Source organism: Cognatilysobacter xinjiangensis, from assembly GCF_014651995.1.
In the GTDB taxonomy this organism is placed as follows: Bacteria; Pseudomonadota; Gammaproteobacteria; order Xanthomonadales; family Xanthomonadaceae; genus Cognatilysobacter; species Cognatilysobacter xinjiangensis.
Window position 1 is genome coordinate 150,749 of sequence record NZ_BMXY01000001.1, and the last position, 23,696, is coordinate 174,444.

The window sequence follows — 23,696 nt, forward strand, 5'->3', positions numbered from 1 at the left end:
ACCGTGATCGAGATGCTGCTCGACCCCCAGACCTGGATCACGCTGGTGACGCTGAGCGCGATCGAGATCGTGCTGGGCATCGACAATCTCGTCTTCATCTCCATCGCCGTCAGCAAGCTGCCGTACGCGCAGCGCGACCGCGCGCGCCGCTTCGGCATCGCGGTGGCCTGCATCACCCGTATCGCGCTGCTGCTCACGTTGGCCTGGCTCGCCGGACTCACCAGCGACCTGTTCCAGGTGTTCGGCAAGGGCGTCTCGGTCCGCGACCTGGTGCTGATCGTGGGCGGCCTGTTCCTGGTCGTGAAGGGCGTCGGCGAAATCCGCGACCTCATCGTCGGCGAGCCGGAAGAGGACGACATCCACACCAGGCCGGCAGCCTCGTTCGGCATGGTCATCGCGCAGATCGCGGTCATCGACATCGTGTTCTCGCTCGACTCGGTGATCGCCGCCGTGGGTATGGCGAACCAGCGCGCGGTGATGGTCAGCGCGATCCTTCTCGCCGTCGGCGTGATGCTGCTGGCCTCCAAGCCGCTGGGCCGATTCATCGACGAGAACCCGACGATCAAGATGCTCGCGCTGGCCTTCATCGTGCTGGTCGGCGGCTACCTGGTGCTCGAAGGCTTCGACCTGCACATCTCGAAGGGCTACATCTACGGCGCGATGGGCTTCTCGGCGGTGGTCGAGGTGCTGAACCTCGTCGCCCGCCGACGCGCCGCCCGTCGCCTCGCGGAGTAGCGGGGCGCGCCGTCACGGCGTATTTATCGGTACAGCCGGTACGTTGACGCGCCGGCACCGCCGAAACGACGACCGAGGCCCGACATGCGCAAGACGCTCACCGCCCTGATGCTGCTGATGCTCGCCACGCTGCTGAGCGGCTGCGGCTACAACACCATCCAGCAGAAGGACGAGGCGGTGAACGCCGCCTGGTCGCAGGTGCTCAACGTCTACAAGCGCCGCGCGGACCTCGTGCCCAACCTGGTCGCGACGGTGAAGGGCTACGCGAGCCACGAGGAGCGCGTGCTGACCGAGGTGACGGAAGCCCGCGCGCGCGTGGGCAGCATCAACGTCAATGCCGACGACCCGAACTCGCTGGCGCAGTTCCAGGCCGCGCAGACGCAGCTGCAGGGCGCACTGAGCCGCCTGCTGGTGGTCAGCGAGCAGTACCCGCAGCTCAAGGCCGACCAGAACTTCCTGCAGCTGCAGGCGCAGCTGGAAGGCACCGAGAACCGCATCGCGGTGGAGCGCCAGCGCTACATCGGCACCGTGCAGGACTACAACACCTACATCCGCCAGTTCCCGACCAACATCACCGCGAAGATGTTCGGCTACAAGCCCCGCCCGAACTTCACCGTCGAGAACGAGGCGCAGATCTCCAGCGCGCCGACGGTGGACTTCGGCGCGCCGCCGGCCGCCGCGCCGCAGGCTCCGTCGGCCATGCCGCCCGCCACGGCGCCGCCGCAGCCGTCCAACGCTCCGCTGCAGCCGTCGACCGCACCCACGCCGGCGCCCGCACCGCCGACCAGCACGCCGCCGCAGACGCAGGGCTGACCGCGTCCCGATGCGTCGCGGTCCGCACCTGCTGTTCGCCGTCGCGCTGGCGCTGCTGACGGCGCTGCCGATCGGCGCACAGGTGCTCGCACCCAGCACCGCGCCGCGCGAACTCGGCGGCGCGGCGCCCGCGACGACGCCTGCCGGAACACCCGCGGCGCAGCCGGCACCTGCGGCGATGCCCGCCACCGTGCCGGCATCGCCACAGGCGACGATGCCCGCACCGGTGGCCGAGACGCCCGACGGCTTCGCACCGGTGCCGCCGCTGACCTCGCCGGTGGTCGACACCACCGGCACGCTGGACGCGCAGTCGCGCCGCCAGCTCGAGCAGCAGGCACTCGCGCTGCAGCAGCGCAAGGGCGCCCAGTTGCAGATCCTCATGGTCCCGACCACGCGGCCCGAGGAGATCGAGGAGTACGCCGTACGCGCCTTCGAGCAGTACCGGCTCGGCCGCAAGAAGGTCGACGACGGCGTGCTGGTGGTGATCGCCAAGAACGACCGCCGTGCGCGCATCGAGGTCGGCTACGGCCTCGAAGGCCGGATCCCCGACGCGACCGCCATCCGCGTCATCAACGAGTACATGACGCCGCATTTCCGCCAGGGCGACTACGCGGGCGGGCTGGTCGAGGCCACGCGCGTCATCACCCAGCTGATCGACGAGGAGCCGCTGCCGCCGCCGATGGCGCAACCTTCGGCCTCGGGCGCGCGCCGCGGCGGCAATCCGTTGCTCGCGTTGATCGCGGCCTTCTTCGTCGCGCAGATGGCGCGCGGGCTGTTCGGCGGCGCTCCGGCATTGTTCCGCGGCATCGCCGGTGGGGTCGCGGCCGCCGCGGTGGCCGCGCTGCTGGCGGGCCTGCTGTTCGGCGCGATCGGTGGCCTGATCGGCTTCTTCCTCGGCCTGTCCGGTGGGCGGCGTGTCCGCTACGCGCGCGACGTCGGCCTCGGTGGCTGGTGGGGCGGCGGTGGATTCGGCGGTGGCGGTTTCGGAGGTGGCGGTGGCTTCGGCGGTGGAGGCGGCTGGGGCGGTGGAGGCGGCATGAGCGGAGGCGGCGGCGCCTCGGGGAGCTGGTGATGCGCGCACTCAGGCATCTCTTCGCGCCATCGTCGGCGCGCCTTTTCCCGGAGCCGCTGCTCCGGCGCGTCGCCGCGGCGATCGCGGCCAGCGAAGCGCGCCATGCGGGCGAGATCTGCTTCGCGGTCGAGGCCGCGCTGCCGCTGCGTCTCGCGCTGGTCGACCATCGTCCGCGCGAACGCGCCCTGGAGGTGTTCGCACGGCTGCGGGTCTGGGACACCGAGGCCAACAACGGTGTGCTGGTCTACATGCTGCTGGCCGACCATGCGATCGAGATCGTCGCCGACCGCGGCTTCAACGGGCGCGTCGACACCGAGGCATGGGCCGCGATCTGCCGCGACCTCGAGCAGGCGATGCGCGCGGGCGACACCGAAGCCGGCGTGCTGCGCGCCGTGGACGCCATCTCCGCGCTGCTGGAACGTCATTTCCCGCGCCGCGAGGGCTATGTCGATACCAACGAGCTGCCCGATCGCCCGCACATGCTCTGATGCCGGCAGGACGATCCGCATGTGACGCCGGCCACGCCGGCAGGCCACAATACCGGCCGTCCCGCCGTGGCCGAGCCTGATGACGATCCTGCACGACATCGATCCGATCGCCCTCCACCTCGGCCCGGTGCAGGTGCACTGGTACGGCGTGATGTACATGCTGGGCTTCATCGCCGCCTGGCTGCTGGGCCGTCGCCGCATCCGCGCCGGGCGCCTGCCCGGCGTCAACGAGCAGGGCTTCGGCGATCTGCTGTTCTACGGGATGCTCGGCGTCGTGCTGGGTGGCCGCCTCGGTTACATCCTGTTCTACGCGTTCGGCGATTTCCTGCAGAACCCGCTGATGGTCTTCCGCATCTGGGAAGGCGGCATGAGCTTTCACGGCGGCCTGCTCGGCGTGATGGCCGGCGTGTGGCTGTGGTGCCGGCGCCAGAACCTGCACTTCATGGACGCGATGGATTTCGTCGCGCCGCTGGTGCCGCTGGGGCTGGGCTTCGGCCGGCTGGGCAATTACATCGGCGGCGAGTTGTGGGGCAAGTTCACCGGTGGCGGCTGGGGCGTGGTGTTCCCGCGCGGCCTCGCCGGCACGCCATACGAGCACGCGACGATGGCGCAACTGCGCGAGCTGCATGCGCAGGGCGCGCTCGACGCGTTCGCGCGGCACCCGTCGCAGCTCTACCAGGCGGTGCTCGAGGGCATCGTCATGGCGTCGGTCCTGTGGTGGTTCTCGCGCCGTCCGCGGCCGCGCTATGCCATCGGTGGCCTGTTCGCGCTGCTCTACGGCCTTTTCCGCTTCCTCGTCGAATTCGTGCGCGAGCCCGATGCGCAGCTCGGCTACCTCGCGTTCGGCTGGCTGACGATGGGCCAGGTGCTGAGCCTGCCGCTGATCGCGCTGGGCCTGTTCTGGCTCGCGTGGTCGCGCCGCCAGCCGACGCTGCAGCCGCAGGCCGGCTGACATGCGGCAATACCTCGACCTGCTGCAGCACGTCCTCGAGCACGGCACGGTCAAGGCCGACCGCACGGGCACCGGCACGCGCAGCGTGTTCGGCTGGCAGATGCGCTTCCCGTTGGCCGACGGCTTCCCGCTCGTCACCACCAAGAAGCTGCACCTGCGCTCGATCGTCCACGAACTGCTGTGGTTCCTGAAGGGCGAGACCAACGTCGCGTACCTGCGCGACAACAAGGTCACGATCTGGGACGAGTGGGCCGATGCCAACGGCGAGCTCGGCCCCGTCTACGGCAAGCAGTGGCGGCGCTGGACCGGCAGCGACGGCTCGGAGATCGACCAGATCAAATGGGTCGTCGAGGAGATCCGCCGCAATCCCGATTCCCGCCGCCTGATCGTCAGCGCGTGGAACGTGGGGGACCTGCCGCACATGGCACTGATGCCCTGCCACACGATGTTCCAGTTCTACGTCGCCGACGGAAAGCTCAGCTGCCAGCTCTACCAGCGCAGCGGCGACATCTTCCTGGGCGTGCCGTTCAACATCGCGAGCTACGCGCTGCTCACGCACATGGTCGCGCAGGTCTGCGGGCTCGGTGTCGGCGACTTCGTGCATACGCTCGGCGACGCCCATCTGTACGCGAACCATGTCGACCAGGCGCGCGAGCAGCTCACGCGCGAGCCGCGCGCGTTGCCGAGGCTCGTGCTCGATCCCGGCGTCGACGACCTGTTCGCCTTCACCTTCGACGACATCGCGGTCGAAGGCTACGACCCGCATCCGGCGATCAAGGCGCCTGTCGCCGTCTGATGCGGATCTCCATCGTCGTCGCCCATGACCGCAACCGCGCGATCGGCGTCGACAACGCGCTTCCGTGGCATCTACCCGACGACCTGAAGCGCTTCAAGGCGCTCACGCTCGGCAGGCCGATCCTGATGGGGCGCCTCACCGCCGAGTCGCTGGGCCGCGCATTGCCCGGTCGTAGCAACCTCGTGCTCACGCGCAGCGGCCGTGTGCCGTTCGAGGGCATGCGCGCGGTGGCAAACGTGGACGAGGCGTTGCGCATCGCGCGCGAGGAAGGCGCGGACGAACTCGCGGTGATCGGTGGCGGCGGCGTATTCGCCGAGGCGCTGCCGATCGCGACCGACCTGCACCTCACCCTCGTCGACACCGCCGTGCCGCGTGCCGATGCCTATTTCCCCGCAATCGACATGACCGAGTGGATCGACGTCGCGCGCGAACACCATCCGGCCGACGCGAAGCACGCCTTCGCGTTCGACTTCGTCGACCTGCGGCGCCGTTGAACATGCGTCCCGCCATGACGATGCCGTCGCGTGCGCTCGCCGGCGGCGTCGCGCTGTCCTGCCTGTGCGTCGCGCTCGCCGCCTGCGGCCGCTCCGCCGACGACGGCCCGTTGCCTTCCGATTTCGGCCGGCCCGCGCGACGCCTGTTCGGCTGCGCCGATGTCGGCGGGCTGTATCGCTGGCCGCCGGTGGCCGGCGAGTTCGCCAGTGGCTTCGCGTCCAATCGCAGGCCGTGGGCCGACGGCTATCCGGCCTACGTCGACCGCGTCCCGATGCAGCTCTGGGTGGACGTGCAGTCCAGTCGCATCGTGCTGCGCACGCGCCGCGCGCCCGCGAATGGCCGGCTTGCGCGGCAATGGGGCTACGTCGAGCACTACGTCACCGACTATCGATGCACGGGCGGGCGGCTGGAGTTCAAGCCGCACGAGATCGACGTGTCGCGCGACTGGGGGCGCGGCACGACGGGCACCAAGGGCTTCGTCCTGCAACGGCTGAAGGACGGCGCGCTCGCGATCGGCACGGTCGAGCGCATCGGCCATCGCACCGCGCCGGCGGTGCAATGGGGCGATCAGTCGGTGGGCGAAATCCCGCAGGCCGATCGCGTCATGTGGACGTGGTCGAAGCTCGAACGCATCGCCGACGCACCGGAGCAGGACGCGCGCTGACGCCCGTCAGGGCTTGGCGGGCGGCGCGTCGCGGCGCGGTCCACGATCGCGATCGCGGCCATGCCGGTGCCGGCCATCACGACCGTACTGGCGCGCCTTCGGCGGCTGCGCCGGCACGTCGCGGCCCTTCACCTGCGCGAGCTGCAGCTCGTCGGTGTCGAGGCGGATCGCGGTCAGCCTGCCGCCCCAGACCGCGCCGGTGTCGATCGCGTGCACGCCGTGGCCGATGAACAGGCCGAGCGCGGACCAGTGGCCGCAGACGATCTTCGTGTCGCGCGGCGTATGCCCCGGCACTTCGTACCAGGGATACAGGCCGGCCGGCTGCGTGCCCGGCGGGCCCTTGTCCTCGAACGAGATGCGGCCGCGCGGGCTGCAGTAGCGCATCCGGGTGAAGATGTTGATGATCGCACGCCAGCGGTCGATGCCCGCGAGCCGCGGGTTCCAAGCCGGCGCGTCGCCGTAGATGTGCTTGAGCAGGCGCGCGTACTGATCGCCCTGTAGCACCTTCTCGACTTCGCGCGCGTGGCGCTCGGCCATCGCGATGGTCCACTTCGGCGCGATGCCCGCGTGCAGCATCGACCAGCCCAGTTCGCGGTCGACGTGCATGAGCTTCTGCATGCGCAGCCAGCCCAGCAACTCGTCGCGGTCGGGCGCGGTGACGATGCGCTGCAGGTCGGCGTTGACCTTGCGTTGCTCCTCTTCGCGACGCTCGCCGATGGCGAGCAGCGAGAGGTCGTGGTTGCCCAGCACGACGACGCTGTGCTCGCGCAGCGAGTGCACGAGGCGCAGCGTTTCCAGCGACTGTCCGCCGCGGTTGACGAGGTCGCCGCAGAACCACAGGCGGTCGTTCGCCGGATCGAAGGCGATGCGCTCGAGCAGGCGCTGCGTCGCTTCGTAGCAGCCCTGCAGGTCGCCGATGGCCCAGACGGTCATGCGGTCAGTGCAGCGTGCGCGGCACGGTCAGGGTGAACGCGGGAATGGGCGCCTCGAAAGGCGTGCCGTCCTCTGCCTGCATGCGGTAGCTGCCGCGCATGGTGCCGAGGTCGGTTTCCAGCACGGCGCCCGACGTGTATTCGAACGCCTCGCCCGGCTCGATCAGCGGCTGCTCGCCCACCACGCCCTCGCCGTCGACCTCGCGCACCTGGCCGCGGGCGTCGGTGATGATCCAATGCCGGCCGAGCAGGCGCGCGCCCACGGCACCGCGGTTGTGCACGCGCACGGTGTAGGCGAAGACATAGCGGTCCTGCTCGGGTGCCGACTCGCTTTCGAGATAGCGGGCCTGCACATCGACGCCGATCGCATGGGGAAGCCGTTCGTTCATCCGGCCGAGTTTACGTGCCGCGCGTGGGCCGCGAAACCGCGCGCGTTCATGCCGCGCGTGCGAGCGCGTTGGCGAGCGCGACGAAGCCGTCGACCGGCACCTGCTCCGCGCGCAGCGTCGGGTCCAGTCCGCCCGCCGCGATCGCATCGGCGTCGCAGATGTTCGACAGCGCATTGCGCAGCGTCTTGCGGCGCTGGCCGAACGCGTCGCGCACCACGCGCGAGAACATGGCCCGATCCTCGACGGCGATTTCCGACGCCGGGCGCGGCACCAGCCGCACCACGGCCGAATCGACCTTCGGCGGCGGATTGAAGGCCCCCGGCGCCACGTCGAACAGCGGCGTCACGCGGCAGTACGCCTGCAGCATCACGCCGAGCCGGCCGTAGACCTTGCTGCCCGGGCCCGCGGCCATGCGGTCGACGACTTCCTTCTGCAGCATGAAGTGCATGTCCCGCACCACCGCCGCGTGGTCGAGCGCGTGGAACAGGATCGGCGAGGACAGGTTGTAGGGCAGGTTGCCGACCAAGCGGATCGTGCCGCCGTCTGCGAGCGCGGTGAAGTCGACCTGCAGTACGTCGGAATGGATGATGTGCAGCACGCCGTGCGACTGCGCAGCCTCGATCAGCGGTGCGATGAGGTCGCGGTCGAACTCGATGACGGTGAGTTCGCCGTGGCGCTCGAGCAGCGGGAAGGTGATGGCGCCCTGGCCCGGGCCGATCTCGACGAGGCGATCGCCCGGTTGCGGATCCACCGCCTGCACGATCTTGGAGATGATCCCGCGCTCGTGCAGGAAGTGCTGGCCGAGGCGCTTCTTCGGCGGTTCGGTGAAGGAATGCGTCATCGGGGGATTATCCCGCAGCGCGCGTGCGGCGGTGGTCAGGCCGTCGACGCGAGGCGGTGCGCGGCGAGCTTCGCGCACAGCGCCGCCGCGGCGAACAGGCTGGAAGGATCGGCGCGGCCCGTACCGGCGAGGTCGAGCGCGGTGCCGTGGTCGACCGCCACGCGCGGATAGGGCAGGCCGAGCGTGATGTTCACCGCGCGCTCGAAGCCGCTGTACTTGAGCACCGGCAGGCCCTGGTCGTGGTACATCGCGACCACCGCGTCGAAACCCTCGAGCTTCGCGGGCAGGAAGGCCGTGTCGGCCGGCAGCGGACCGGCGAGGTCGAAGCCTTCGCCGCACAGCCGCGCCATGACCGGCGCGATGACGTCGATCTCCTCGCGGCCCATGTGGCCGTCCTCGCCCGCGTGCGGATTGAGACCGAGCACCGCGATTCGCGCCCGGGCGACGCCGAAGTCGCGTCGCAATGCGGACCCCACGATGCGCAACGTGCGCTCGATGGCGTCGGCGGTGATCGCATCCGGCACCGCGCGCAGCGGCAGGTGCGTGGTGACGAGCGCGACGCGCAGCGCGTCGTGGCCGAGCATCATCACCACGTCGCAGTGCGCCTGCGCGGCGAGCAGTTCGGTAGTGCCCGTGTAGGCGATACCGGCGTCGTTGATCACGGCCTTGTGCACCGGGCCGGTCACCAGGCCGTCGAAACGGCCTTCGAGGCAGCCCCGGGCCGCTTCATGCAGGGCATCGATGACGGACGCCGCGTTCGCGACGTCGAGCCGACCGGGCTGGACGGGACGCGGAGCGTCGATCGCGACGAGGCCGAGCGTCCCGGGACGGTCGCTGGCCGGGTCATCGGCCTCGACGAGGTCGAGCGCGAGCCCGAGGCGCGCGGCGGCATCGCGTAGCACGAGCGCGTCGGCGAAAGCGATCAGGGAATGCGCGCGCGGCTGCTGGGCGAGCCGCACGCAGAGTTCCGGCCCAACGCCGGCCGGCTCGCCCGGGACCAGCGCGAGGCGCGGCGGGCGCACTCAGCCGCCGGTGGCGGCCGGCGTGGCCGGAGCGTTGGTCGTGGTGCTTGCGTTGCCGACGCGCATGTCGACATAGGCCTCGCCGCGCAGCTCGCGCAGGAAGCGGTTCCACTCGTCCTCGAGCTTGCGGCGACCGATCGTCTCGGCGACCTGCGCACGCTTGTTCGCGTCGCCGACGTTCGCCTGGCGCGTGCCCAGGCGCTGCAGCACGTGCCAGCCGGCCTGCGTGCGGAACGGCTTGGACACCTGGTTGTCCTGCAGCAGCGTGACCTGCGCGCCGAACTCGGGGCCGAACTCCTCGGGCGTGAACCAGCCGAGGTCGCCGCCGCGGGCGGCGGAGTTCTGGTCCTGCGAGCTCGCGCGAGCCAGCTCGGCGAAATCGGCGCCGCCGGCGAGGCGCGCGGCCAGCGTCTCGGCCTCGGCGCGCGCCTGGTCGTCGCTCTTGCCTTCACCGACGCGGATCAGGATGTGGCGGCCGTGGTACTGGGTGACCATCTGCGCCGGCGCCTGCGAGGCGTCGCGCACCTCGACCACGCGCAGCAGCTGGAAGCCGCTGGGGCCGCGGATCGGGTCGGTGACCTGGCCCGGCTGCATGTTCTGCACGAGGCGCGCGAACGCGCTCGGGATTTCGTCGCTGCTGCGCCAGCCGAGGTCGCCGCCTTCCAGCGCGTTCGGACTGTCGGAATAGCGCACGGCGGCGGCGGCGAAGTCCATCTCGCCCTTGTCGATCAGCGCCTTGACGCCTTCGATCTTCTTCTGCGCGGTGGCGATCTGCTCGGGCGTGGCGCCCTCGGGCAGCGCGACCAGGATGTGCGCGAGGTGGAACTGCTGCCCGGTGGCGGCGGTCGCGGCCATCGCGGCCTCGATCTCGGCCTCGCTGACGTTGATTCGGCCCTGCGCGAAGCGCTGGCGCAGGCGCTGCAGCAGCATCTCCTCGCGAATGGAGGCGCGGAACTCGTCGAAGGTCGAGCCGTCGGACGTCACGCGCTGGCGCAGCTGCGCCACGGTCGCGCCGTTCTGCTGTGCGATGGCGGCGATGGCCTGGTCCAGCTCCTCGTCGTTGACGCGGATGCCGGTCTCCTGCGCGCGCGCCACCTGCAGCTTGGTCAGCACGAGGCGCTCAAGGACCTGGCGTTCCAGCACGTCGTCCGGCGGCAGCTGGCCGGCGCGGTCGGCGTACTGCGCGCGGATGTTGGCCACCGCGCGGTCGAGTTCGCTGCGCAGGACGACGTCCTCGTTCACCACCGCGGCGATGCGGTCGAGTTCCCGCGCCTGCTGCTGCGCGTGGACAGGCAGCGGCGCGACGGCCGGTGCGAGCAGCGAAGCGGTCAGCAGGCACGCGAGCAGCGTCTTCACCGGGCGGGAGGATGTCGTCATGGGCTCAGGAGTCGGAAGTCGTGGGGGTGCCGCTGGTGACGGGCGGACTCACCGTCTGCGGCGGGACGAGATAGAGGTCGTCGCGGTCGTAACCGAGAATAGCACGGCGCAATACGCGTTCCGTCTTCTGCCCGGCCGACCCCAGGCCCTTCAGTTCAACTTCCAGTTGGAGAGCGTCGTTCAGCTCGCCGGAGCGGTCGCGCAGGTAGCGGCGGGCCACCGCGCGCACGGCCAGGCAGCAGCTTTCCCACTGCACGCCGGCGATCTGCTCCAGCGGCTTCTTGTCCAGCAGCGAGTAGTAGTAGCGGCCGACCACGCTCCAGTTCTCGGTGATCGGATACAGGAAGGAAATGTCGGCCTGTTTGATCAGGTCGGGTTCACTGCCCGGCACCGCCGGATTGAAGTTGATGTTGCGGCGATAGCGGTAGCCGAAGTTGACGATGCCGCGGTCGCCGACGAGGTAGCGCGCGCGCAGCGAGGCGAGGTCCTGGCCACGGATCTTCGGATCCCACTGGTAGGCGCCGTTGATCAGCCAGCGGTCGCTGGGCGCGAAGGTGGCATCGACGATCCACGCCGACTTGCCCTCGGCCACCCGCGATTCGCCGGGCGTGATCACCCGGCTGTCCTCGAAGTAGCGGATCTGGCCGAGGCTCACCGCGAGCTTTTCACGGCCGTCGGCCTCGCTGATGAAGCGCGTGGTCGCGGCGATGGTGAGCTGGTTGGCGTCGGTCTGGCGGTCAGGGCCGGTGTAGCGGTTGTCGCGGAACAGTTGGCCCCAGCTGAAGGTCATTGGCGCGGTATCGAATAGCGGGATGCCGCTCTGGTCGCGGTAGGGCACGCGCAGGTAGAACAGGCGCGGCTCGAAGGTCTGCAGGTAGCGCTCGCCGCGCACGGTGGTGTTGCGGTCGAAGTACATGCCGGCATCGACCGAAGTGATCGGCAGGCTGCGGCTGGGCGACAGCTCGGTCAAGCCAGCGCGCGACTGCCAATCGTTGTCGAGCTCCCATTGCGAGTAACGCCAGGCAAGCTTGGGATGCACGAACCAGCTGGCGCCGTCGAAGTTGGCGGCGACATAGGGCTTCACGTCGAGGCGCGAGCCGTCGAAGAGCGTGTTCTGGCCGGCATAGCTGGCGTGCCGGAAGCGCACCAGCTCACCATCGACGCCGGCCTCGAACCAGCGCCCGAAAGGCTGAGCCCAGTGCCCGAACACGCGCGGCAGGCGATCGTAGGGCAGGTTCGCGTCGCTGAGCGTGTAGTCGGCGAGCTGGTAATGGTTCGCGGCGATGCCCGCGTTCCAATACTGGCCGCGCCCGAATACACCGACATCGCTCTGCACGAAGTAGCTGGACACGCCGTAGAGGCTGTTGCTGAAGTCCTCGAGGTAATGCGTGTCGCTGACCCAGCCGAGGTTCGCACTGGCGTAGTACGTGGAGTCGAAATTGTGGATCGCCGTCAGGCCGAACTGGCCGCGGTTGTCCTCGGGCAGGGTCGCGCCGGGAATGGGGTTGCCGTTGAAGTCCTGCAGGTAGCGCTCGGGCCGGTTGCCGGGCAGGTCGTCCTTCGGCATCCAGGCGCCGGAGACGGTGCCGCTGCCCTGGCCGTACAGCCAGCGGAACTCGCCACCGAGCTGCACGCCGCGCTTGCTCATGAAACGCGGGTAGAGCGTGGCGTCGTAGTTCGGCGCGAGGTTGAGGTAGATCGGTTGCTTCCAGTCGAAGCCGTTGCGGCTGGAGCTGGAGATCGACGGATACAGCAGGCCCGTCTGGCGGCGGTCGTCGGTCGGGAACGGGAAGTAGGGCACGTACAGCACCGGCACCTTGCCCACGCGCAGGGTGGCGTTGCGCGCCACGCCGCGGCCCTTGGCGAGGTCGATGTCGATCTCGCGCGCGCGAAGCTCCCAGGCGCGCTGGTCGGGATCGCAGGTCGAGTAGGTGGCGCCGTAGAGCGCGCCGCGATCGTCGTTCAGCGAGATGCGGTCGGCGCCGCCGTTGCCGCGCCGGCGCACGAGCTGGTACTGCAGGTCGTTGATCGTGTGCGAGTCGGTGTCCTGGTTGCCCTCGGCGCTGTCGGCGACGATGCGCATGCCCGAGTCCTGGTAGCGCACGCTGCCGTCGGCGCGGTACTGGCCCGTGGTCTGGTTGTAGACCAGGCGGTCGGTGCCGAGGAACTGGTCGCCGCGGCGCAGCTGCACGTTGCCCTGCACCAGCGTGTCGGCATCTTCCGACCCTTCCAGCGCGTCGCCCTCGATGTCGGTGGGCTGCTGCACGCGGGTCTGCGAGTTGCCTGCGGTCGGCGTGGTCACGCCTTCGAAGGCAGGCACGGCGTCCTGCAGCGGGCACAGGCTCCAGTCCTCCTCGTCCTCGGCCGCCATCGCCGGGAGGGCGAAGGCGATGCACAGCGATAACGGGAGCAGGCGGAGAGTCGTGCGCACGCGGGTCATCCGTCGTTATGAATGGCGTTCAGGCCATCGGGCGGGTAGCTTGCCGTATCCCCACAGGGGCGGCAACGCGGCAGGATCGGGTGATCGGAGTGGAGGCGACATGAGCGCAGACGACAGGACCGGCGCGTCGACGCAGCGCAGCGACGAGGAATGGCGCGCGCGCCTGACGCCCGAGCAGTACGCGGTCTGCCGGTGCTCCGCCACCGAGCGCGCCTTCACAGGCAGGTTCTGGAACCACAAGTCGGCCGGCACCTATACCTGCGCGGCCTGCGGCGCCGCGCTGTTCCTGTCCGTCGACAAGTACGACTCCGGCAGCGGGTGGCCGAGCTATACGCGAACAGCCCGGCCCGAAGCGGTGACCGAGCACGAGGACGTCAGCCATGGCATGCGCCGCATCGAGGTGCGCTGCGCCTGCTGCGATTCGCACCTCGGCCACGTCTTCCCGGACGGGCCGCCACCGACGCACCTGCGCTACTGCATCAACTCCGCCGCGCTGGACTTCGTGTCCGAGCCCACCGGCTGACATGCGCGACCTGCTCCTCGTCGGCGCTGGCGGCTTCGTCGGTGCGCTCGCGCGGCACGCGATGGGCGGCTGGCTGATGGGGCTCGCCACGCAGCCGCGTTTTCCGTTCGGCACGCTCGCGGTGAACGTGCTGGGCTGCGCGCTGATCGGCGTATTCGCCGCGTTCGCCGAGGCGATTCCGTCGCTCAACGGGCCGGCGCGGCTGCTGCTGGTCACCGGCCTGCTGGGCGGTTTCACCACGTTCTCGGCGTTCGGCCTCGAAACCGTGCTGATGCTGCGGCGCGGCGACACGGCGCTCGCGGCGGCCTATGTCGCCGCGAGTCTGGTGCTCGGCCTGATCGCCGTGTGGATCGGCATGAAGGCCATCGCGCTGCCGCGCTGATCAGCCTTCGGCGAAGGCCTCGCGCGTGAGGTTGAGCGGATCGCCGTCGGTGCAGGCCACGTCGTCCTCAATACGGATGCCGCCGTAGGGGCGGAACGCGTCGACGCGCGACCAGTCCACGGCATCGGCATGTGGGCCGCCGCGCAGGTCCTCGAGCAGCATGTCGATGAAGTAAATGCCGGGCTCGATGGTGACCACCATGCCCGGCGCCAGCGTGCGGGTGAGGCGCAGGAACGGGTGGCCCTCGGGCTTGTCGATGCGCGCGTCGCCGGAATCGGCCGCGGCGAAGCCCGCCACGTCGTGCACCTGCAGGCCGATGCCGTGGCCGATGCCGTGCGGGAAGAACGTGCCGCTGACGCCCGTCTCGACCGCGGCCTCCGGCGAGATTTTCAACACGCCATGCTCGCGCAGGATGCGCGCGAGGGCGAGGTGCGCGTCGAGGTGGATTTGGCGGTAGTCGACGCCCGAGCGCACCTGTGCGCACATGCCGCGCTGGGCGGCGTCGACCGCGTCGATCAGCGCCTGGAACTCGCCCGCGGTGTCGCTGGCATAGGTGCGGGTGATATCGCAGGCGTAGCCGCCGAAGCCGGCGCCGGCGTCGATCAGGAAGCTGCGCGCCTCGGGCGGGGCCTCGCGATCAAGCTCGGTGTAGTGCAGCACGGCGCCGTGCTCGTTCAGCGCCACGATGTTGCCGTAGGGCAGGTCGTTGGCGTCCTGGCGCGCGGCGGCGCAGTAGGCGAGGTGGATGTCGAACTCGGACAGCCCCTCGCGGAACGCGGTTTCCGCGGCACGGTGGGCGCGCACGCCGATGCGCGAGGCCTCGCGCATCATCGCGATCTCGTAGGGCGTCTTGAACGCGCGGTGGTATTCGAGATACGAGATGACCGCGGCCGGATTGTTCGGGGCATACTCGCCGAGCGCGCTCTGCGGCTCGCCGATGACCGCGCTACGGCCCGCAGGGGGAAGATGGGCGAGGGCCTGGTCCGCGGTGCGGACCACCACGATGTCGAAATGCTCGACCCACCATCCGCTGGGCGCCTGGGGAACGACATGCCAGTAATCGCGCGGCTGCAGATAGACGAGCTTGGGCCGATAACCCGGCGTGATCACCAGCCAGCTGCCCGGGTTCCGCACCAGCGGCAGCCAGGCCTTGAACTGCGGATTGACCGCGTAGGGGTAGTCACGGTCGTCGAACGCCTGGTAGTGCAGGCTGCCGCTGGGCACGACGAGGTGGTCGAGGCCGGCGCGCTCGAGCGCGATGGCGGTGCGGGCCTGCAGCACTTCGACGTGGCGGGCGTACAGGGAGGCCGGAGCGTGATCGGTCATGTCGGGAGGGGGAGGAAACGACGGCATGGATTCTGACCCATCGGGCGTGGACGTGCCCGAACGCCGCCGCCTGCCGCGCAGCGCTTCCGGGCCCTGGGTAACCAGCCTGCTCGCGCTGCTCGCGGGGCTCGCGCTGACCGCCGCCCTGGTTGGCTGGCAGCGCGGGCGCGCCGAGGACGACCGCGCGCGCCAGCTCGACGCGCTCGCCGAGGGCCAGATGCGTGCACTGCAGGCGCAGATGCAGGAATACGAACTCGCGCTGCGCGCTCTGCAGGCCGGTTTCCTGGGCCATGGCGTCGACGCGCAGACCTTCGAGCGCATCTTCCGCGGCCTGGAGATGGCCCGCCGCCTGCCGGGCCTGCAGGCCGTGGTGTTTTCCGAACGCCGGGAAGGCCCCGACGGCACCTCGTATCCGACCACGCTGGTCGCGCCGCGCCAAGGCAACGAGGCCGTGTTCGGCCTGGACGTGCGCCAGCAGCCGGCCAACCTCGCCGCGCTGGAAATCTCCCGCGACGCGGACCGGCCGATGCTCTCGGCGCCGTTCCGGCTGGTTCAGGACGCCCCCTCGCACCCGCCCGACGGCCTGCTGCTGCGCCTGCCGGCGTACTCGCCGGGCGCCATGCCGACGACCGTCGCCGAGCGTCGCCAGCGCTTCGTCGGCTCGCTCGCGATGTCGTTCCGCATCTCGCGACTCGCCAGCGAATCCTTCCACCCCGACTGGCGCAGGTCGTTGCACCTTCGCATCGACGATGTCGACTCCCGCACCGTCGTCTACGACTCGAGCCCGGAGCAGGCGGGAGATCGCGTCGACGGCTGGCACGACGTACGCCTGATGGCGGTCGGCGGTCGGCAATGGCGGGTGACGCTGCACGACGCGCAGCACGGCGTGCTCGATGCGCGCGACGGGCTGCCGCTGCTGATCGCGGGCATCGCGGGCAGCATCGTGTTCGCGTTGTGGGCGGCCGCTCTCGCCGGCTCGCGGCGCCGGGCGATGGAGGTCGGCGAGGCCATGAGCCGGCGCTACCGCGAAAGCGAGGAGCGCTTCCGCGCCGTCAACGAGCTGCTGCCCGCGCTGGTTCTGCTGGCGCGCGAGGCCGACGGTCGCATCGTCTACGCCAACCAGGCCGCGCGCATCCGCCTGGGCGAAGGCGTGGACGGCGCGCGGCTCGACGCGCTGTTCGAGGACCCGCATCGCCGCGCCGAACTGCTCGACGGCGAGGAGCACAACTGGGAGAACGCCGAGGCGATGCTGCGCAGCACGAACGGCGACCGCTTCTGGGCAAGCGTCTCGATCTCGCGCGTGAGCATCAACGGGCGGCGCAAGCGGCTCGTGGTGGCTTCGGACATCTCGCACCAGCGGCAGCTCACCGAGCTGCTGAGCTACCAGGCCTCGCACGATGCGCTGACCGAGCTCTACAACCGCCGCGAGTTCGAGCGCCGCGTCGAGCGCACGCTCGCGCATGCCGCCGACACCCCGGCCTGCGCGTTGCTCTACGTCGACCTCGACCAGTTCAAGCTGATCAACGACACCTCCGGTCATGCCGCCGGCGACCAGCTGCTGACCCAGCTCGCGCAGGTCATGCGCGAGCAGCTGCGCGGGGGCGACATCCTCGCCCGCCTCGGCGGCGACGAGTTCGGCGTGCTCGCCTACAACGTGCAGGACGAAGCCGGCGCGCGACTCGTCGCCGAGCGTCTGCGCCAGCACATCGACGGCTACACCTTCGTGTGGGAGCGGGCGAGCTACGGCATCACCGCGAGCATCGGCGGCGTGCTGCTGGACCCGTCGAGCTCGCTGAAGGAGCTGTTCGCGCAGGCCGACACCGCCTGCTACATGGCGAAGGAAGCCGGCCGCAACCGCGTGCATTTCTTCTCCGCCAGCGACGACGCCACCGCGAAGCGCCGCAGCGAGATGGAATGGGCGCACCGCCTACGCTGGGCGCTGGAGGAAGACCGCCTGCGCCTGTACTACCAGGAAGTGCATCCGCTGGGCGCGCTGTCGGGCGGCCCCAAGATCGAGCTGTTGCTGCGCCTCGTCGACGAGGACGACCGCCTGGTGCCGCCGGGCGCCTTCATTCCCGCGGCCGAGCGCTACGGAATGATGCCCGCGATCGATCGCTGGGTCGTCGACACCGCGCTCGCCAACATGGATCGCCTGCATCCGGCGGCCGAAGGGCTCGGGCTCGTCGCGATCAACCTGTCGGGCGGCACGATCGAGGACGAGTCCTTCGTCGAGCACATACTCGAGCTGATCCGCCGACATGATGTCGACCCGCGCCGGCTCTGCTTCGAAATCACCGAGACGCTCGCGGTGCGCAACCTCGCACAGGTTTCGCGCTTCATGGGCGAGCTGCGCAAGGCCGGCTGCCGCATCTCGCTCGACGACTTCGGCGTCGGCATGTCGTCCTTCGGCTACCTCAAGAACCTGCCGATCGACGTCATCAAGATCGACGGCTCGTTCGTGCAGGACCTGACTAGCGACCCGATGAGCCAGGCGATCGTGCGTGCGGTGACCGACATCGGCCACCAGCGCGGGCTGCAGGTGGTGGCGGAGTGGGTCGACAGCGAGGCGATCATCCGCGCACTGCGCGAGGTCGGTGTCGACCATGCGCAGGGCTTCGCGCTGCACCGGCCGGAGCCGGTGGTAATGCACCGTCAGACGTAGGTGGCGCCCGGCGCGGCGATCCAGTCGCGCAGGCGCTCGAGCTGGCCGTCCTCGAACGACAGGAAGCGGAAGCCGCTCCAGGCCTGGCCGGGCGCCGCCGCCTCGTTGCGCCACAGCAGGTGGGCGCCGACCTCGAAGGCATGGCGGCCGCCGGCGCGGTCGGACAGCACGAAGCGCAGCTGGTAGAGGCAGTCGTCCTGTAGCGGGCCATTCGCCAGCAGCAGCATGCCGCTTTCGGAGACGTTGCCGAGCTGGCCGACGGTGTGGTCGGTCATCGCATCGACCACGTCGACGCGTTCCTCGACGCGGCGGCGGCGGCTGCGGCGCGATTCGTCGTTGGCCATGTTCATCGACTCGCCTCCCGCGGACGTCCATCGCCGAGCGACTGCAGCGCCGCGCGCCATGCGCGGTCGACCAGCCGGCCTTCGTCGGCGGTGACGATGCGGGCGCGGCCGTCGGCGAGGTCGCGCGCGAGTCGATCCAACGTACCGTCGGCCACGCGCTGGCCGCGCGGATTCACGAACAGCGTGGTCCCGGTGACGGGGCTCAGCCAGGAGAGGCGGCGACGCATGCTGCGGCCGCCCTCGTCCGGCAGGTCGAACCAGGTGCCTGGCGGCAGCGCGCGCACGCGCTCGGCCATCACCCGCGCCTCGCCCTGCAGCGCATCCGCACCGCTGTCATCGTCGACGGCGGTCTCCTCGCCCAGCCGCGCACGCGCCTTCAGGCGCATCGCCAGCTCGGTGCGCGAGGCGGCATCGTCGCCGGCCTCGTCCTCGGTGCCGGTGAGTATGCGTGCGATGCGGGCGGCGTCGTCGGCGTGGTAGCCCACCGTCGCCAGCCACTGGTCGACGAGCAATACGAGGTCGGGCGCCGCGCCCTGGCCGGCGGCAGCGCGCACCAGCTCGTGCGTCGCATCCACCAGCGCCAGCCAGTCGTCGCCTTCCTCGCCGTTGCGAAGGTGCGCGAGCGTAAGCACGTCCGCCCAGGCCTGGCGCAGCATGCCGCGATGGAAGGCGGGCACGCGCACGGTGGCGAGCGCCTGGTCGATGACCGTGGTACCGCGGCGGCGCGCCACGGCGAGCTTGTCCTTGCCGCGTGCGGCCTCGACGTTGCGGCGTTCGGCGATTTCCGAACGCCGCGCGACCGCTTGCAGCTGACTCTCCAGCGCCGTGACGCCCGCGCGGAACGCCGCGCCGAGGTCGTCCGGCGCGCGCGCGATCGCGTCGACGATGCGTTCGAGCTGCAGCAGGAGCTGCGGGTCGACATCGTCGGCTGCGTACCAGCGCGCCCCCGATTCGGCGACCGCGTTGAGCACCTCGCGGGCGGGATGCGCGGCGCGCAGGAAGAAGCTTGCATCGGCAAGCGCGAGGCGCAGCAGCGGAAGCCGCAGGCGCTCGAGCATCAGTGCGGCCGCGCTGTCGCCGCGTACGTCGCGCTGCAGCTGCGTGTACATCAGCCCGAGCAGTTCGAAGATGTCGGCGTCCTCGCGCGACAGCGCGACGGCCTCGCCCTGGCGATGCCGGCCCTGCAGCAGCACCCACTGGCGGATCGCGTCGATGTCGAGGCCGAGGACGTCGTCGCCGGCACCGCGCAGCATCTCCAGGACGGCCGCCGTCGGCAGCTCGCGGCGGCCGGGCATGGTCGGGGCGCCGACGCCCTCGAGGGCGAGGCCGCCACCGGTCGCGGCGGCGCCGGTGCCGGGTGCGAAACCGCCGCCGCGGAAGCGGTCGGCCATCGAACGCCGCGCGGCCAGCAGGTCCTGCAGCAACTGGAACGTCGGCGTGTCGGCGCTGCTGGGCGGCGTCGCGGTCCAGCCCGTGTGCGGGCGCTCGCCCTCGGGCTGGGGCGGCGTCGCGTCGTCGCCGGCATCGGCGCTGGAGGCTCTCGCACGCACACGCAATGGCACGAACGACAGCCCGGGCATGATGCGCAGGCGCGCCAGCGCCTCGTTGATCGATTCGGCGATGCCCGCGTATTCGGCCAGCACGGCGCGATCGAACTCGCGCAGCAGCGCGACGCGAAGCGCGAGGCTGAAGCCGCTGGCTTCGGCGGCGGCGAGCATCAGCTCGCAGAGCCGTCGCGGGCCGACGGGCAGGCGGCCGGGATCGAAGGCCGGGCTTTCGGCCAGCACCGCGAAGCGCTGGCAGAGCAGGTGGATGGGCAGCGGCGCGCGCGATTCCTGGCGCAGCGCGATCGCCTTGACCTCGGTCTGCTCGTCGGCCTCGTCCTCGTCGACGAGGCGCAGGTCCTCGAACGCGGGCATCGCCACGGGCGTGTCGAGCGGGCGCTGGGGCTCGCGCGAGGCGTCGCGCAGGCCGGCGAATTCCTCGTCGACGTTGCGCGCGAAACGTTCGATGAAGGCGCGCTGTCGGCGCGCGAGCAGTTGTGCCTGGTCCAGGTAGCTGATGCCCACCGAATGCCGCGCGCCCTGGTCGCGCACGTGCATCAGCCGGGCTTCGATGTGCGGGATGAGCCGGTCGAGCGGATCGATCACCAGCTCGTAGACGGCGGCATGGACGACCAGCAGCGCCTCGCGCACCCGCGCGGGCAGCGACGCGGACGCAAGGGCGTCCGCGGCAGGTATCCGCCTATTGGGTGGAAAGGGAACGGACAACTCGGATCTCCCCGCCGATCAGGACGATCTAAACACGCTCAGGCCCCGATGTCAGCTTCGATGGGTGCATCGAGGAACAGCTCGAGCACGTCGTTGGTGAAGCGACGCCCCGTTTCCGTAGGGCTCACGCGTTCGCCATCGTCCTGCAGCCAGCCGCGTTCGCGGGCGGTCGACATCGACGCGGCGATGGCCGCGCGCGGCAGGCCGGTGCGGGCCTCGAACTGCGTCCACGCGAAGCCCTCGTGCAGGCGAAGCGCATTCAGCATGAACTCGAAAGGCCGGCGCGCGGGTTCGATGCGTTCGTCGCCGCCGATGGCCGCGGGCGTGCCGGCGGTTTCGAGATACTTGGTCGGATGCTTGTGCTTCCAGCGGCGCAGGATCGTCTGTTCGGCGCCCAGCGTGATCTTGCCGTGCGCGCCGGCACCGATGCCGAGGTAGTCACCGAAACGCCAGTAGTTGAGGTTGTGCTCGCTGCGATGGCCGGGGCGTGCGTAGGCACTCGTCTCGTAATGCTGGAAGCCGGCCTGCGCCAGCAGTGCCTGGCAGCGCTCCTGCATGTCCCAGGCGAGGTCGTCGTCGGGCAGGCGCTCGGGCGGGCGCGCCGCGAACACGGTGTTGGGCTCCAGCGTGAGCTGGTAGTGGCTGACGTGCGTAGGCGAGAGCGCGATCGCACGCTCGACGTCGCGCTCGGCCATCGCGAGGTCCTGGCCCGGCAGCGCGTACATCAGATCGAGGTTGAGCTCGGCGAAGCCGGCGTCCTGCGCGGCGCGGATCGCGCCTTCGGCCTGCGCCGAATCGTGGATGCGGCCGAGCCGCTCGAGGCAGCCGTCGTCGAAGCTCTGCACGCCGAAGCTCAGGCGGTTGACGCCGGCGGCGCGGTAATCGGCGAGGCGACCGTACTCGGCGGTGCCGGGATTGGCTTCGAGCGTGATCTCGCAATCCGGCGCGAAGCGAAGGCGCGAGGACGCCTGCTGCAGGAAGCGGTCGACGAGATCGGCCGGCATCAGGCTCGGCGTGCCGCCGCCGAAGAACACGGTGCGGATCGTGCGGCCCCAGACCAGCGGCAGGTCGAAGTCGAGGTCGGCCAGCAACGCGTCGACGTAGGCCGCCATCGGCAACTCGCCGCGCCCCTGGTGCGAGTTGAAGTCGCAGTACGGGCACTTCCTCACGCACCACGGCACATGCACGTAGAGCGAGAGGGGCGGGGTGACGAGGCTCATGCGGGCGATGCGTCGTGCGGCTGGCGGACGTCGTCATGCTCGGGCATGGAGGCCAGCGCGTCGAGCAGGCGCGTGTCGATGCGTGCGCGGCGTCGGCCGTGCACGATCATCCACAGCGTCACCGCGCGCGAGGTGGCATGCCGCGCCGACGGCGCGTTCAGCACTACGTGCGCGCCATCGTCGTCCTGCACGATGCGCAGCCGGCACCATGGCAAGGGCCAACGGCGCAAGCGCAGCCCGCTGGCCTGGCGCGCGAAGAAGGGATGGAAGCGGAAGCCGCCGCGCGCCTCGCGAAGATGCAGCAGGGGGCCTTCGATCAGCGCCCACTGCAGCCGCGACATGCCCGCCAGCGACGAGGCCAGCAGCGCGATCAATCCCGGCATCGGCCCGAACGCCGCCAGCGTCGCCAGCGTGACGATGGCGCCGGTGGCCGCCACCATCGCGATGCCGATGCGGCGCGACTGCCAGCCGACGTCGAGCGTGTCGCGCAGCGTGCTCATCCTGCCCTCCACTCCGCCAGCCGCGCGCGCAGCGCCTCGACCGCGCGGCCGCGGTGGCTGATGCGCGCCTTGGTATCGGGATCGAGTTCGGCGGCCGATTTCCCCAGCGCCGGGTCGAGGAACACCGGGTCGTAGCCGAAGCCGCCGGCGCCGCGCGGCGCCTCAAGGATGCTGCCGTGCCAGCTGCCTTCGGCGATCAGCGGGCGCGGGTCCTCGGCATTGCGCAGCAGCACGATGACGGCGTGGAAATATGCGCCGCGCTCGGCCTCGAGGCGGCCGTCCAGCTCGCCGAGCAGCTTGTCGATGTTGGCGGCGGGATCGGCCAGCGCGCCGGCGTAGCGCGCCGAATACAGCCCGGGTGCGCCGTCGAGCGCGTCCACGCACAGGCCCGAGTCGTCGGCCAGCGCCGGCAGGCCGGTCAGCCGCGAGGCGTGGCGGGCCTTGAGCAGCGCGTTCTCGACGAAGCTCAGCCCCGTCTCGTCGACCTCGCCGATGCCCAGCTCGCCCTGGGACACGCATTCCAGGCCGAGCGGGACCAGCAGCCGCTCGAACTCGGCGAGCTTGCCCCGGTTGCCGGTGGCGACGACCACTTTCATGGCAGCCATCGTCTCGCCGGGGCGGTGTAGGCGGGGTGGATCAGAGCGCGAGCGCTTCGCGCTGGAACGCCACCAGCTGCGCGATGCCCACCTCGGCGAGGTCGGTCAGCGCGTTCAGCTCGTCGCGGCGGAAGGCATGGCCCTCGGCCGTGCCCTGCAGCTCGATGAAGCCGCCGCCGTCGTTCATCACCACGTTCATGTCGGTGTCGCAGTCGCTGTCCTCGGCGTAGTCCAGGTCGAGCACCGGCACACCGCGATACACGCCCACCGACACCGCCGCCACCGCGCCGACGATCGGATCGCGCTTGATCTCGCCGCGCCCTCGCAGCCACTGCATGGCGTCGACCAGCGCGACATAGGCGCCGGTGATCGCTGCGGTGCGGGTACCGCCGTCGGCCTGCAGCACGTCGCAGTCGAGGGTGACGGTACGCTCGCCGAGCGCGCGGCGGTCGACGCAGGCGCGCAGCGAACGGCCGATCAGGCGCTGGATCTCCAGCGTGCGGCCGCCCTGCTTGCCGCGCGCGGCCTCGCGGTCGTTACGGGTATTGGTCGAGCGCGGCAGCATGCCGTACTCGGCGGTGACCCAGCCCTCGCCCTTGCCACGCAGGAAGCCGGGCACGCGGGCTTCGACGCTGGCCGTGCAGAGCACGCGCGTCTCGCCGAACTCGATCAGCACCGAGCCTTCCGCGTGCTTGGTGAAGCCACGCGTGATGCGCACCGGTCGCAGCTGGTCGGGCGCGCGGCCGGAGGGGCGTGCGAAGGCTGCGGGAACTGCCGCGGTCATGGCGCGATATCCGTGAAACGGCGCGTGAGCGTACCATCCGCACCCCGCCGTCCCGGCAGGAGTCGCGATGTCC

Annotated in this window: 23 protein-coding genes and 1 pseudogene; 11 read left to right on the forward strand and 13 right to left on the reverse strand. The window is 70.6% G+C overall.

The window, feature by feature from the left end; translation table 11 throughout:
- Nucleotides 1-12 precede the first annotated feature (12 nt).
- The 8 genes from IE066_RS00670 (at nucleotide 13) to IE066_RS00705 (ending at nucleotide 6,015) form a co-directional block, all read left to right on the forward strand.
- On the forward strand, nucleotides 13-735 hold the full coding sequence (locus tag IE066_RS00670; protein WP_189448688.1) for a TerC family protein: 723 nt from the start codon (nucleotides 13-15) through the stop codon (nucleotides 733-735).
- Nucleotides 736-819: 84 nt separating this feature from the next.
- Nucleotides 820-1,548, forward strand: a complete 729-nt coding sequence (locus IE066_RS00675; protein ID WP_189446413.1) for a LemA family protein — start codon at nucleotides 820-822, stop codon at nucleotides 1,546-1,548.
- A gap of 178 nt (nucleotides 1,549-1,726) precedes the next feature.
- Entirely contained in the window at nucleotides 1,727-2,620 is an 894-nt protein-coding gene (locus tag IE066_RS00680) for a TPM domain-containing protein (RefSeq protein WP_189448690.1), read from the forward strand.
- Complete coding sequence (locus IE066_RS00685) at nucleotides 2,620-3,108, forward strand: TPM domain-containing protein (RefSeq protein WP_189446414.1); 489 nt, start codon at nucleotides 2,620-2,622, stop codon at nucleotides 3,106-3,108. The genes IE066_RS00680 and IE066_RS00685 overlap by 1 nt, the downstream gene beginning before the upstream one ends.
- Nucleotides 3,109-3,187: 79 nt before the next feature.
- Nucleotides 3,188-4,060, forward strand: coding sequence for a prolipoprotein diacylglyceryl transferase (gene lgt, locus IE066_RS00690; protein WP_189446415.1), 873 nt, complete (start codon nucleotides 3,188-3,190; stop codon nucleotides 4,058-4,060).
- Between the two features lies 1 nt (nucleotide 4,061).
- Complete coding sequence (locus tag IE066_RS00695) at nucleotides 4,062-4,856, forward strand: thymidylate synthase (protein ID WP_189446416.1); 795 nt, start codon at nucleotides 4,062-4,064, stop codon at nucleotides 4,854-4,856.
- Nucleotides 4,856-5,350, forward strand: coding sequence for a dihydrofolate reductase (locus IE066_RS00700; protein WP_189446417.1), 495 nt, complete (start codon nucleotides 4,856-4,858; stop codon nucleotides 5,348-5,350). Before IE066_RS00695 ends, IE066_RS00700 begins: the two co-directional genes overlap by 1 nt.
- Before the next feature lie 14 nt (nucleotides 5,351-5,364).
- A complete protein-coding gene (locus tag IE066_RS00705) occupies nucleotides 5,365-6,015 on the forward strand; it encodes a hypothetical protein (RefSeq protein WP_229790612.1) in 651 nt (216 codons plus the stop codon).
- A gap of 6 nt (nucleotides 6,016-6,021) precedes the next feature.
- Here the strand turns inward: IE066_RS00705 and IE066_RS00710 are convergent, their stop codons facing one another.
- The 6 genes and pseudogenes from IE066_RS00710 to lptD form a co-directional block, all read right to left on the reverse strand.
- Complete coding sequence (locus tag IE066_RS00710) at nucleotides 6,022-6,948, reverse strand: symmetrical bis(5'-nucleosyl)-tetraphosphatase (protein ID WP_189446419.1); 927 nt, start codon at nucleotides 6,946-6,948, stop codon at nucleotides 6,022-6,024.
- Between the two features lie 4 nt (nucleotides 6,949-6,952).
- A complete protein-coding gene (gene apaG, locus IE066_RS00715; RefSeq protein ID WP_189446420.1) occupies nucleotides 6,953-7,336 on the reverse strand; it encodes a Co2+/Mg2+ efflux protein ApaG in 384 nt (127 codons plus the stop codon).
- Nucleotides 7,337-7,382: 46 nt separating this feature from the next.
- Nucleotides 7,383-8,177, reverse strand: a complete 795-nt coding sequence (gene rsmA / locus IE066_RS00720; protein WP_189446421.1) for a 16S rRNA (adenine(1518)-N(6)/adenine(1519)-N(6))-dimethyltransferase RsmA — start codon at nucleotides 8,175-8,177, stop codon at nucleotides 7,383-7,385.
- Between the two features lie 35 nt (nucleotides 8,178-8,212).
- Nucleotides 8,213-9,199, reverse strand: coding sequence for a 4-hydroxythreonine-4-phosphate dehydrogenase PdxA (gene pdxA, locus IE066_RS00725; RefSeq protein WP_189446422.1), 987 nt, complete (start codon nucleotides 9,197-9,199; stop codon nucleotides 8,213-8,215).
- Nucleotides 9,171-10,576 (reverse strand): annotated as a pseudogene (locus IE066_RS00730) (peptidylprolyl isomerase); the annotation flags it as partial. The pseudogene IE066_RS00730 and the gene pdxA, both read right to left, overlap by 29 nt.
- A gap of 4 nt (nucleotides 10,577-10,580) precedes the next feature.
- Complete coding sequence (lptD, locus tag IE066_RS00735) at nucleotides 10,581-13,007, reverse strand: LPS-assembly protein LptD (RefSeq protein ID WP_425488871.1); 2,427 nt, start codon at nucleotides 13,005-13,007, stop codon at nucleotides 10,581-10,583.
- Between the two features lie 109 nt (nucleotides 13,008-13,116).
- Here lptD and msrB point away from each other — a divergent pair, with 109 nt between their 5' ends.
- Nucleotides 13,117-13,539 (forward strand): peptide-methionine (R)-S-oxide reductase MsrB, encoded by a 423-nt coding sequence (gene msrB, locus IE066_RS00740; RefSeq protein ID WP_189446425.1) that lies wholly within the window; start codon nucleotides 13,117-13,119, stop codon nucleotides 13,537-13,539.
- A 1-nt stretch (nucleotide 13,540) separates the two neighbouring features.
- Nucleotides 13,541-13,921, forward strand: coding sequence for a fluoride efflux transporter CrcB (crcB, locus tag IE066_RS00745; protein WP_189446426.1), 381 nt, complete (start codon nucleotides 13,541-13,543; stop codon nucleotides 13,919-13,921).
- On the opposite strand, the gene pepQ is transcribed toward crcB, so the two are convergent.
- Nucleotides 13,922-15,247, reverse strand: coding sequence for a Xaa-Pro dipeptidase (gene pepQ, locus IE066_RS00750; RefSeq protein WP_189446427.1), 1,326 nt, complete (start codon nucleotides 15,245-15,247; stop codon nucleotides 13,922-13,924).
- 25 nt (nucleotides 15,248-15,272) lie between these two features.
- Here pepQ and IE066_RS00755 point away from each other — a divergent pair, with 25 nt between their 5' ends.
- Complete coding sequence (locus IE066_RS00755) at nucleotides 15,273-17,909, forward strand: bifunctional diguanylate cyclase/phosphodiesterase (protein ID WP_189446428.1); 2,637 nt, start codon at nucleotides 15,273-15,275, stop codon at nucleotides 17,907-17,909.
- On the opposite strand, the gene IE066_RS00760 is transcribed toward IE066_RS00755, so the two are convergent.
- From IE066_RS00760 to rph, 6 genes are read right to left on the reverse strand one after another with little or no spacing between them, the layout of a single operon-like run.
- Nucleotides 17,900-18,253, reverse strand: coding sequence for a PilZ domain-containing protein (locus IE066_RS00760; RefSeq protein ID WP_189448691.1), 354 nt, complete (start codon nucleotides 18,251-18,253; stop codon nucleotides 17,900-17,902). The two genes, IE066_RS00755 and IE066_RS00760, sit on opposite strands and share 10 nt — an antisense overlap.
- A 2-nt stretch (nucleotides 18,254-18,255) precedes the next feature.
- Nucleotides 18,256-20,523, reverse strand: coding sequence for a DUF1631 family protein (locus IE066_RS00765; protein WP_189446429.1), 2,268 nt, complete (start codon nucleotides 20,521-20,523; stop codon nucleotides 18,256-18,258).
- A gap of 38 nt (nucleotides 20,524-20,561) precedes the next feature.
- Nucleotides 20,562-21,743, reverse strand: coding sequence for a radical SAM family heme chaperone HemW (gene hemW, locus IE066_RS00770; RefSeq protein WP_189446430.1), 1,182 nt, complete (start codon nucleotides 21,741-21,743; stop codon nucleotides 20,562-20,564).
- Nucleotides 21,740-22,243 carry a hypothetical protein gene (locus tag IE066_RS00775; protein ID WP_189446431.1) on the reverse strand — a complete coding sequence of 168 codons (504 nt, stop codon included), beginning with the start codon at nucleotides 22,241-22,243 and terminating at the stop codon, nucleotides 21,740-21,742. The genes hemW and IE066_RS00775 overlap by 4 nt, the downstream gene beginning before the upstream one ends.
- Entirely contained in the window at nucleotides 22,240-22,839 is a 600-nt protein-coding gene (gene rdgB, locus IE066_RS00780) for an RdgB/HAM1 family non-canonical purine NTP pyrophosphatase (protein ID WP_189446432.1), read from the reverse strand. Before rdgB ends, IE066_RS00775 begins: the two co-directional genes overlap by 4 nt.
- A 40-nt stretch (nucleotides 22,840-22,879) precedes the next feature.
- A complete protein-coding gene (rph, locus tag IE066_RS00785) occupies nucleotides 22,880-23,623 on the reverse strand; it encodes a ribonuclease PH (RefSeq protein ID WP_189446433.1) in 744 nt (247 codons plus the stop codon).
- Nucleotides 23,624-23,696: the final 73 nt, after the last annotated feature.

Bases quoted from the DNA above. Each gene is read 5' to 3' on its own strand.
- IE066_RS00670 (WP_189448688.1), top strand. From the start codon at position 13: ATGCTGCTCGACCCCCAGACCTGGATCACGCTGGTGACGCTGAGCGCG.
- IE066_RS00675 (WP_189446413.1), top strand. From the start codon at position 820: ATGCGCAAGACGCTCACCGCCCTGATGCTGCTGATGCTCGCCACGCTG.
- IE066_RS00680 (WP_189448690.1), top strand. From the start codon at position 1,727: ATGCCCGCCACCGTGCCGGCATCGCCACAGGCGACGATGCCCGCACCG.
- IE066_RS00685 (WP_189446414.1), top strand. From the start codon at position 2,620: ATGCGCGCACTCAGGCATCTCTTCGCGCCATCGTCGGCGCGCCTTTTC.
- lgt (WP_189446415.1), top strand. From the start codon at position 3,188: ATGACGATCCTGCACGACATCGATCCGATCGCCCTCCACCTCGGCCCG.
- IE066_RS00695 (WP_189446416.1), top strand. From the start codon at position 4,062: ATGCGGCAATACCTCGACCTGCTGCAGCACGTCCTCGAGCACGGCACG.
- IE066_RS00700 (WP_189446417.1), top strand. From the start codon at position 4,856: ATGCGGATCTCCATCGTCGTCGCCCATGACCGCAACCGCGCGATCGGC.
- IE066_RS00705 (WP_229790612.1), top strand. From the start codon at position 5,365: ATGACGATGCCGTCGCGTGCGCTCGCCGGCGGCGTCGCGCTGTCCTGC.
- IE066_RS00710 (WP_189446419.1), bottom strand. From the start codon at position 6,948: ATGACCGTCTGGGCCATCGGCGACCTGCAGGGCTGCTACGAAGCGACG.
- apaG (WP_189446420.1), bottom strand. From the start codon at position 7,336: ATGAACGAACGGCTTCCCCATGCGATCGGCGTCGATGTGCAGGCCCGC.
- rsmA (WP_189446421.1), bottom strand. From the start codon at position 8,177: ATGACGCATTCCTTCACCGAACCGCCGAAGAAGCGCCTCGGCCAGCAC.
- msrB (WP_189446425.1), top strand. From the start codon at position 13,117: ATGAGCGCAGACGACAGGACCGGCGCGTCGACGCAGCGCAGCGACGAG.
- crcB (WP_189446426.1), top strand. From the start codon at position 13,541: ATGCGCGACCTGCTCCTCGTCGGCGCTGGCGGCTTCGTCGGTGCGCTC.
- pepQ (WP_189446427.1), bottom strand. From the start codon at position 15,247: ATGACCGATCACGCTCCGGCCTCCCTGTACGCCCGCCACGTCGAAGTG.
- IE066_RS00755 (WP_189446428.1), top strand. From the start codon at position 15,273: ATGGATTCTGACCCATCGGGCGTGGACGTGCCCGAACGCCGCCGCCTG.
- IE066_RS00760 (WP_189448691.1), bottom strand. From the start codon at position 18,253: ATGGCCAACGACGAATCGCGCCGCAGCCGCCGCCGCCGCGTCGAGGAA.
- hemW (WP_189446430.1), bottom strand. From the start codon at position 21,743: ATGAGCCTCGTCACCCCGCCCCTCTCGCTCTACGTGCATGTGCCGTGG.
- IE066_RS00775 (WP_189446431.1), bottom strand. From the start codon at position 22,243: ATGAGCACGCTGCGCGACACGCTCGACGTCGGCTGGCAGTCGCGCCGC.
- rdgB (WP_189446432.1), bottom strand. From the start codon at position 22,839: ATGAAAGTGGTCGTCGCCACCGGCAACCGGGGCAAGCTCGCCGAGTTC.
- rph (WP_189446433.1), bottom strand. From the start codon at position 23,623: ATGACCGCGGCAGTTCCCGCAGCCTTCGCACGCCCCTCCGGCCGCGCG.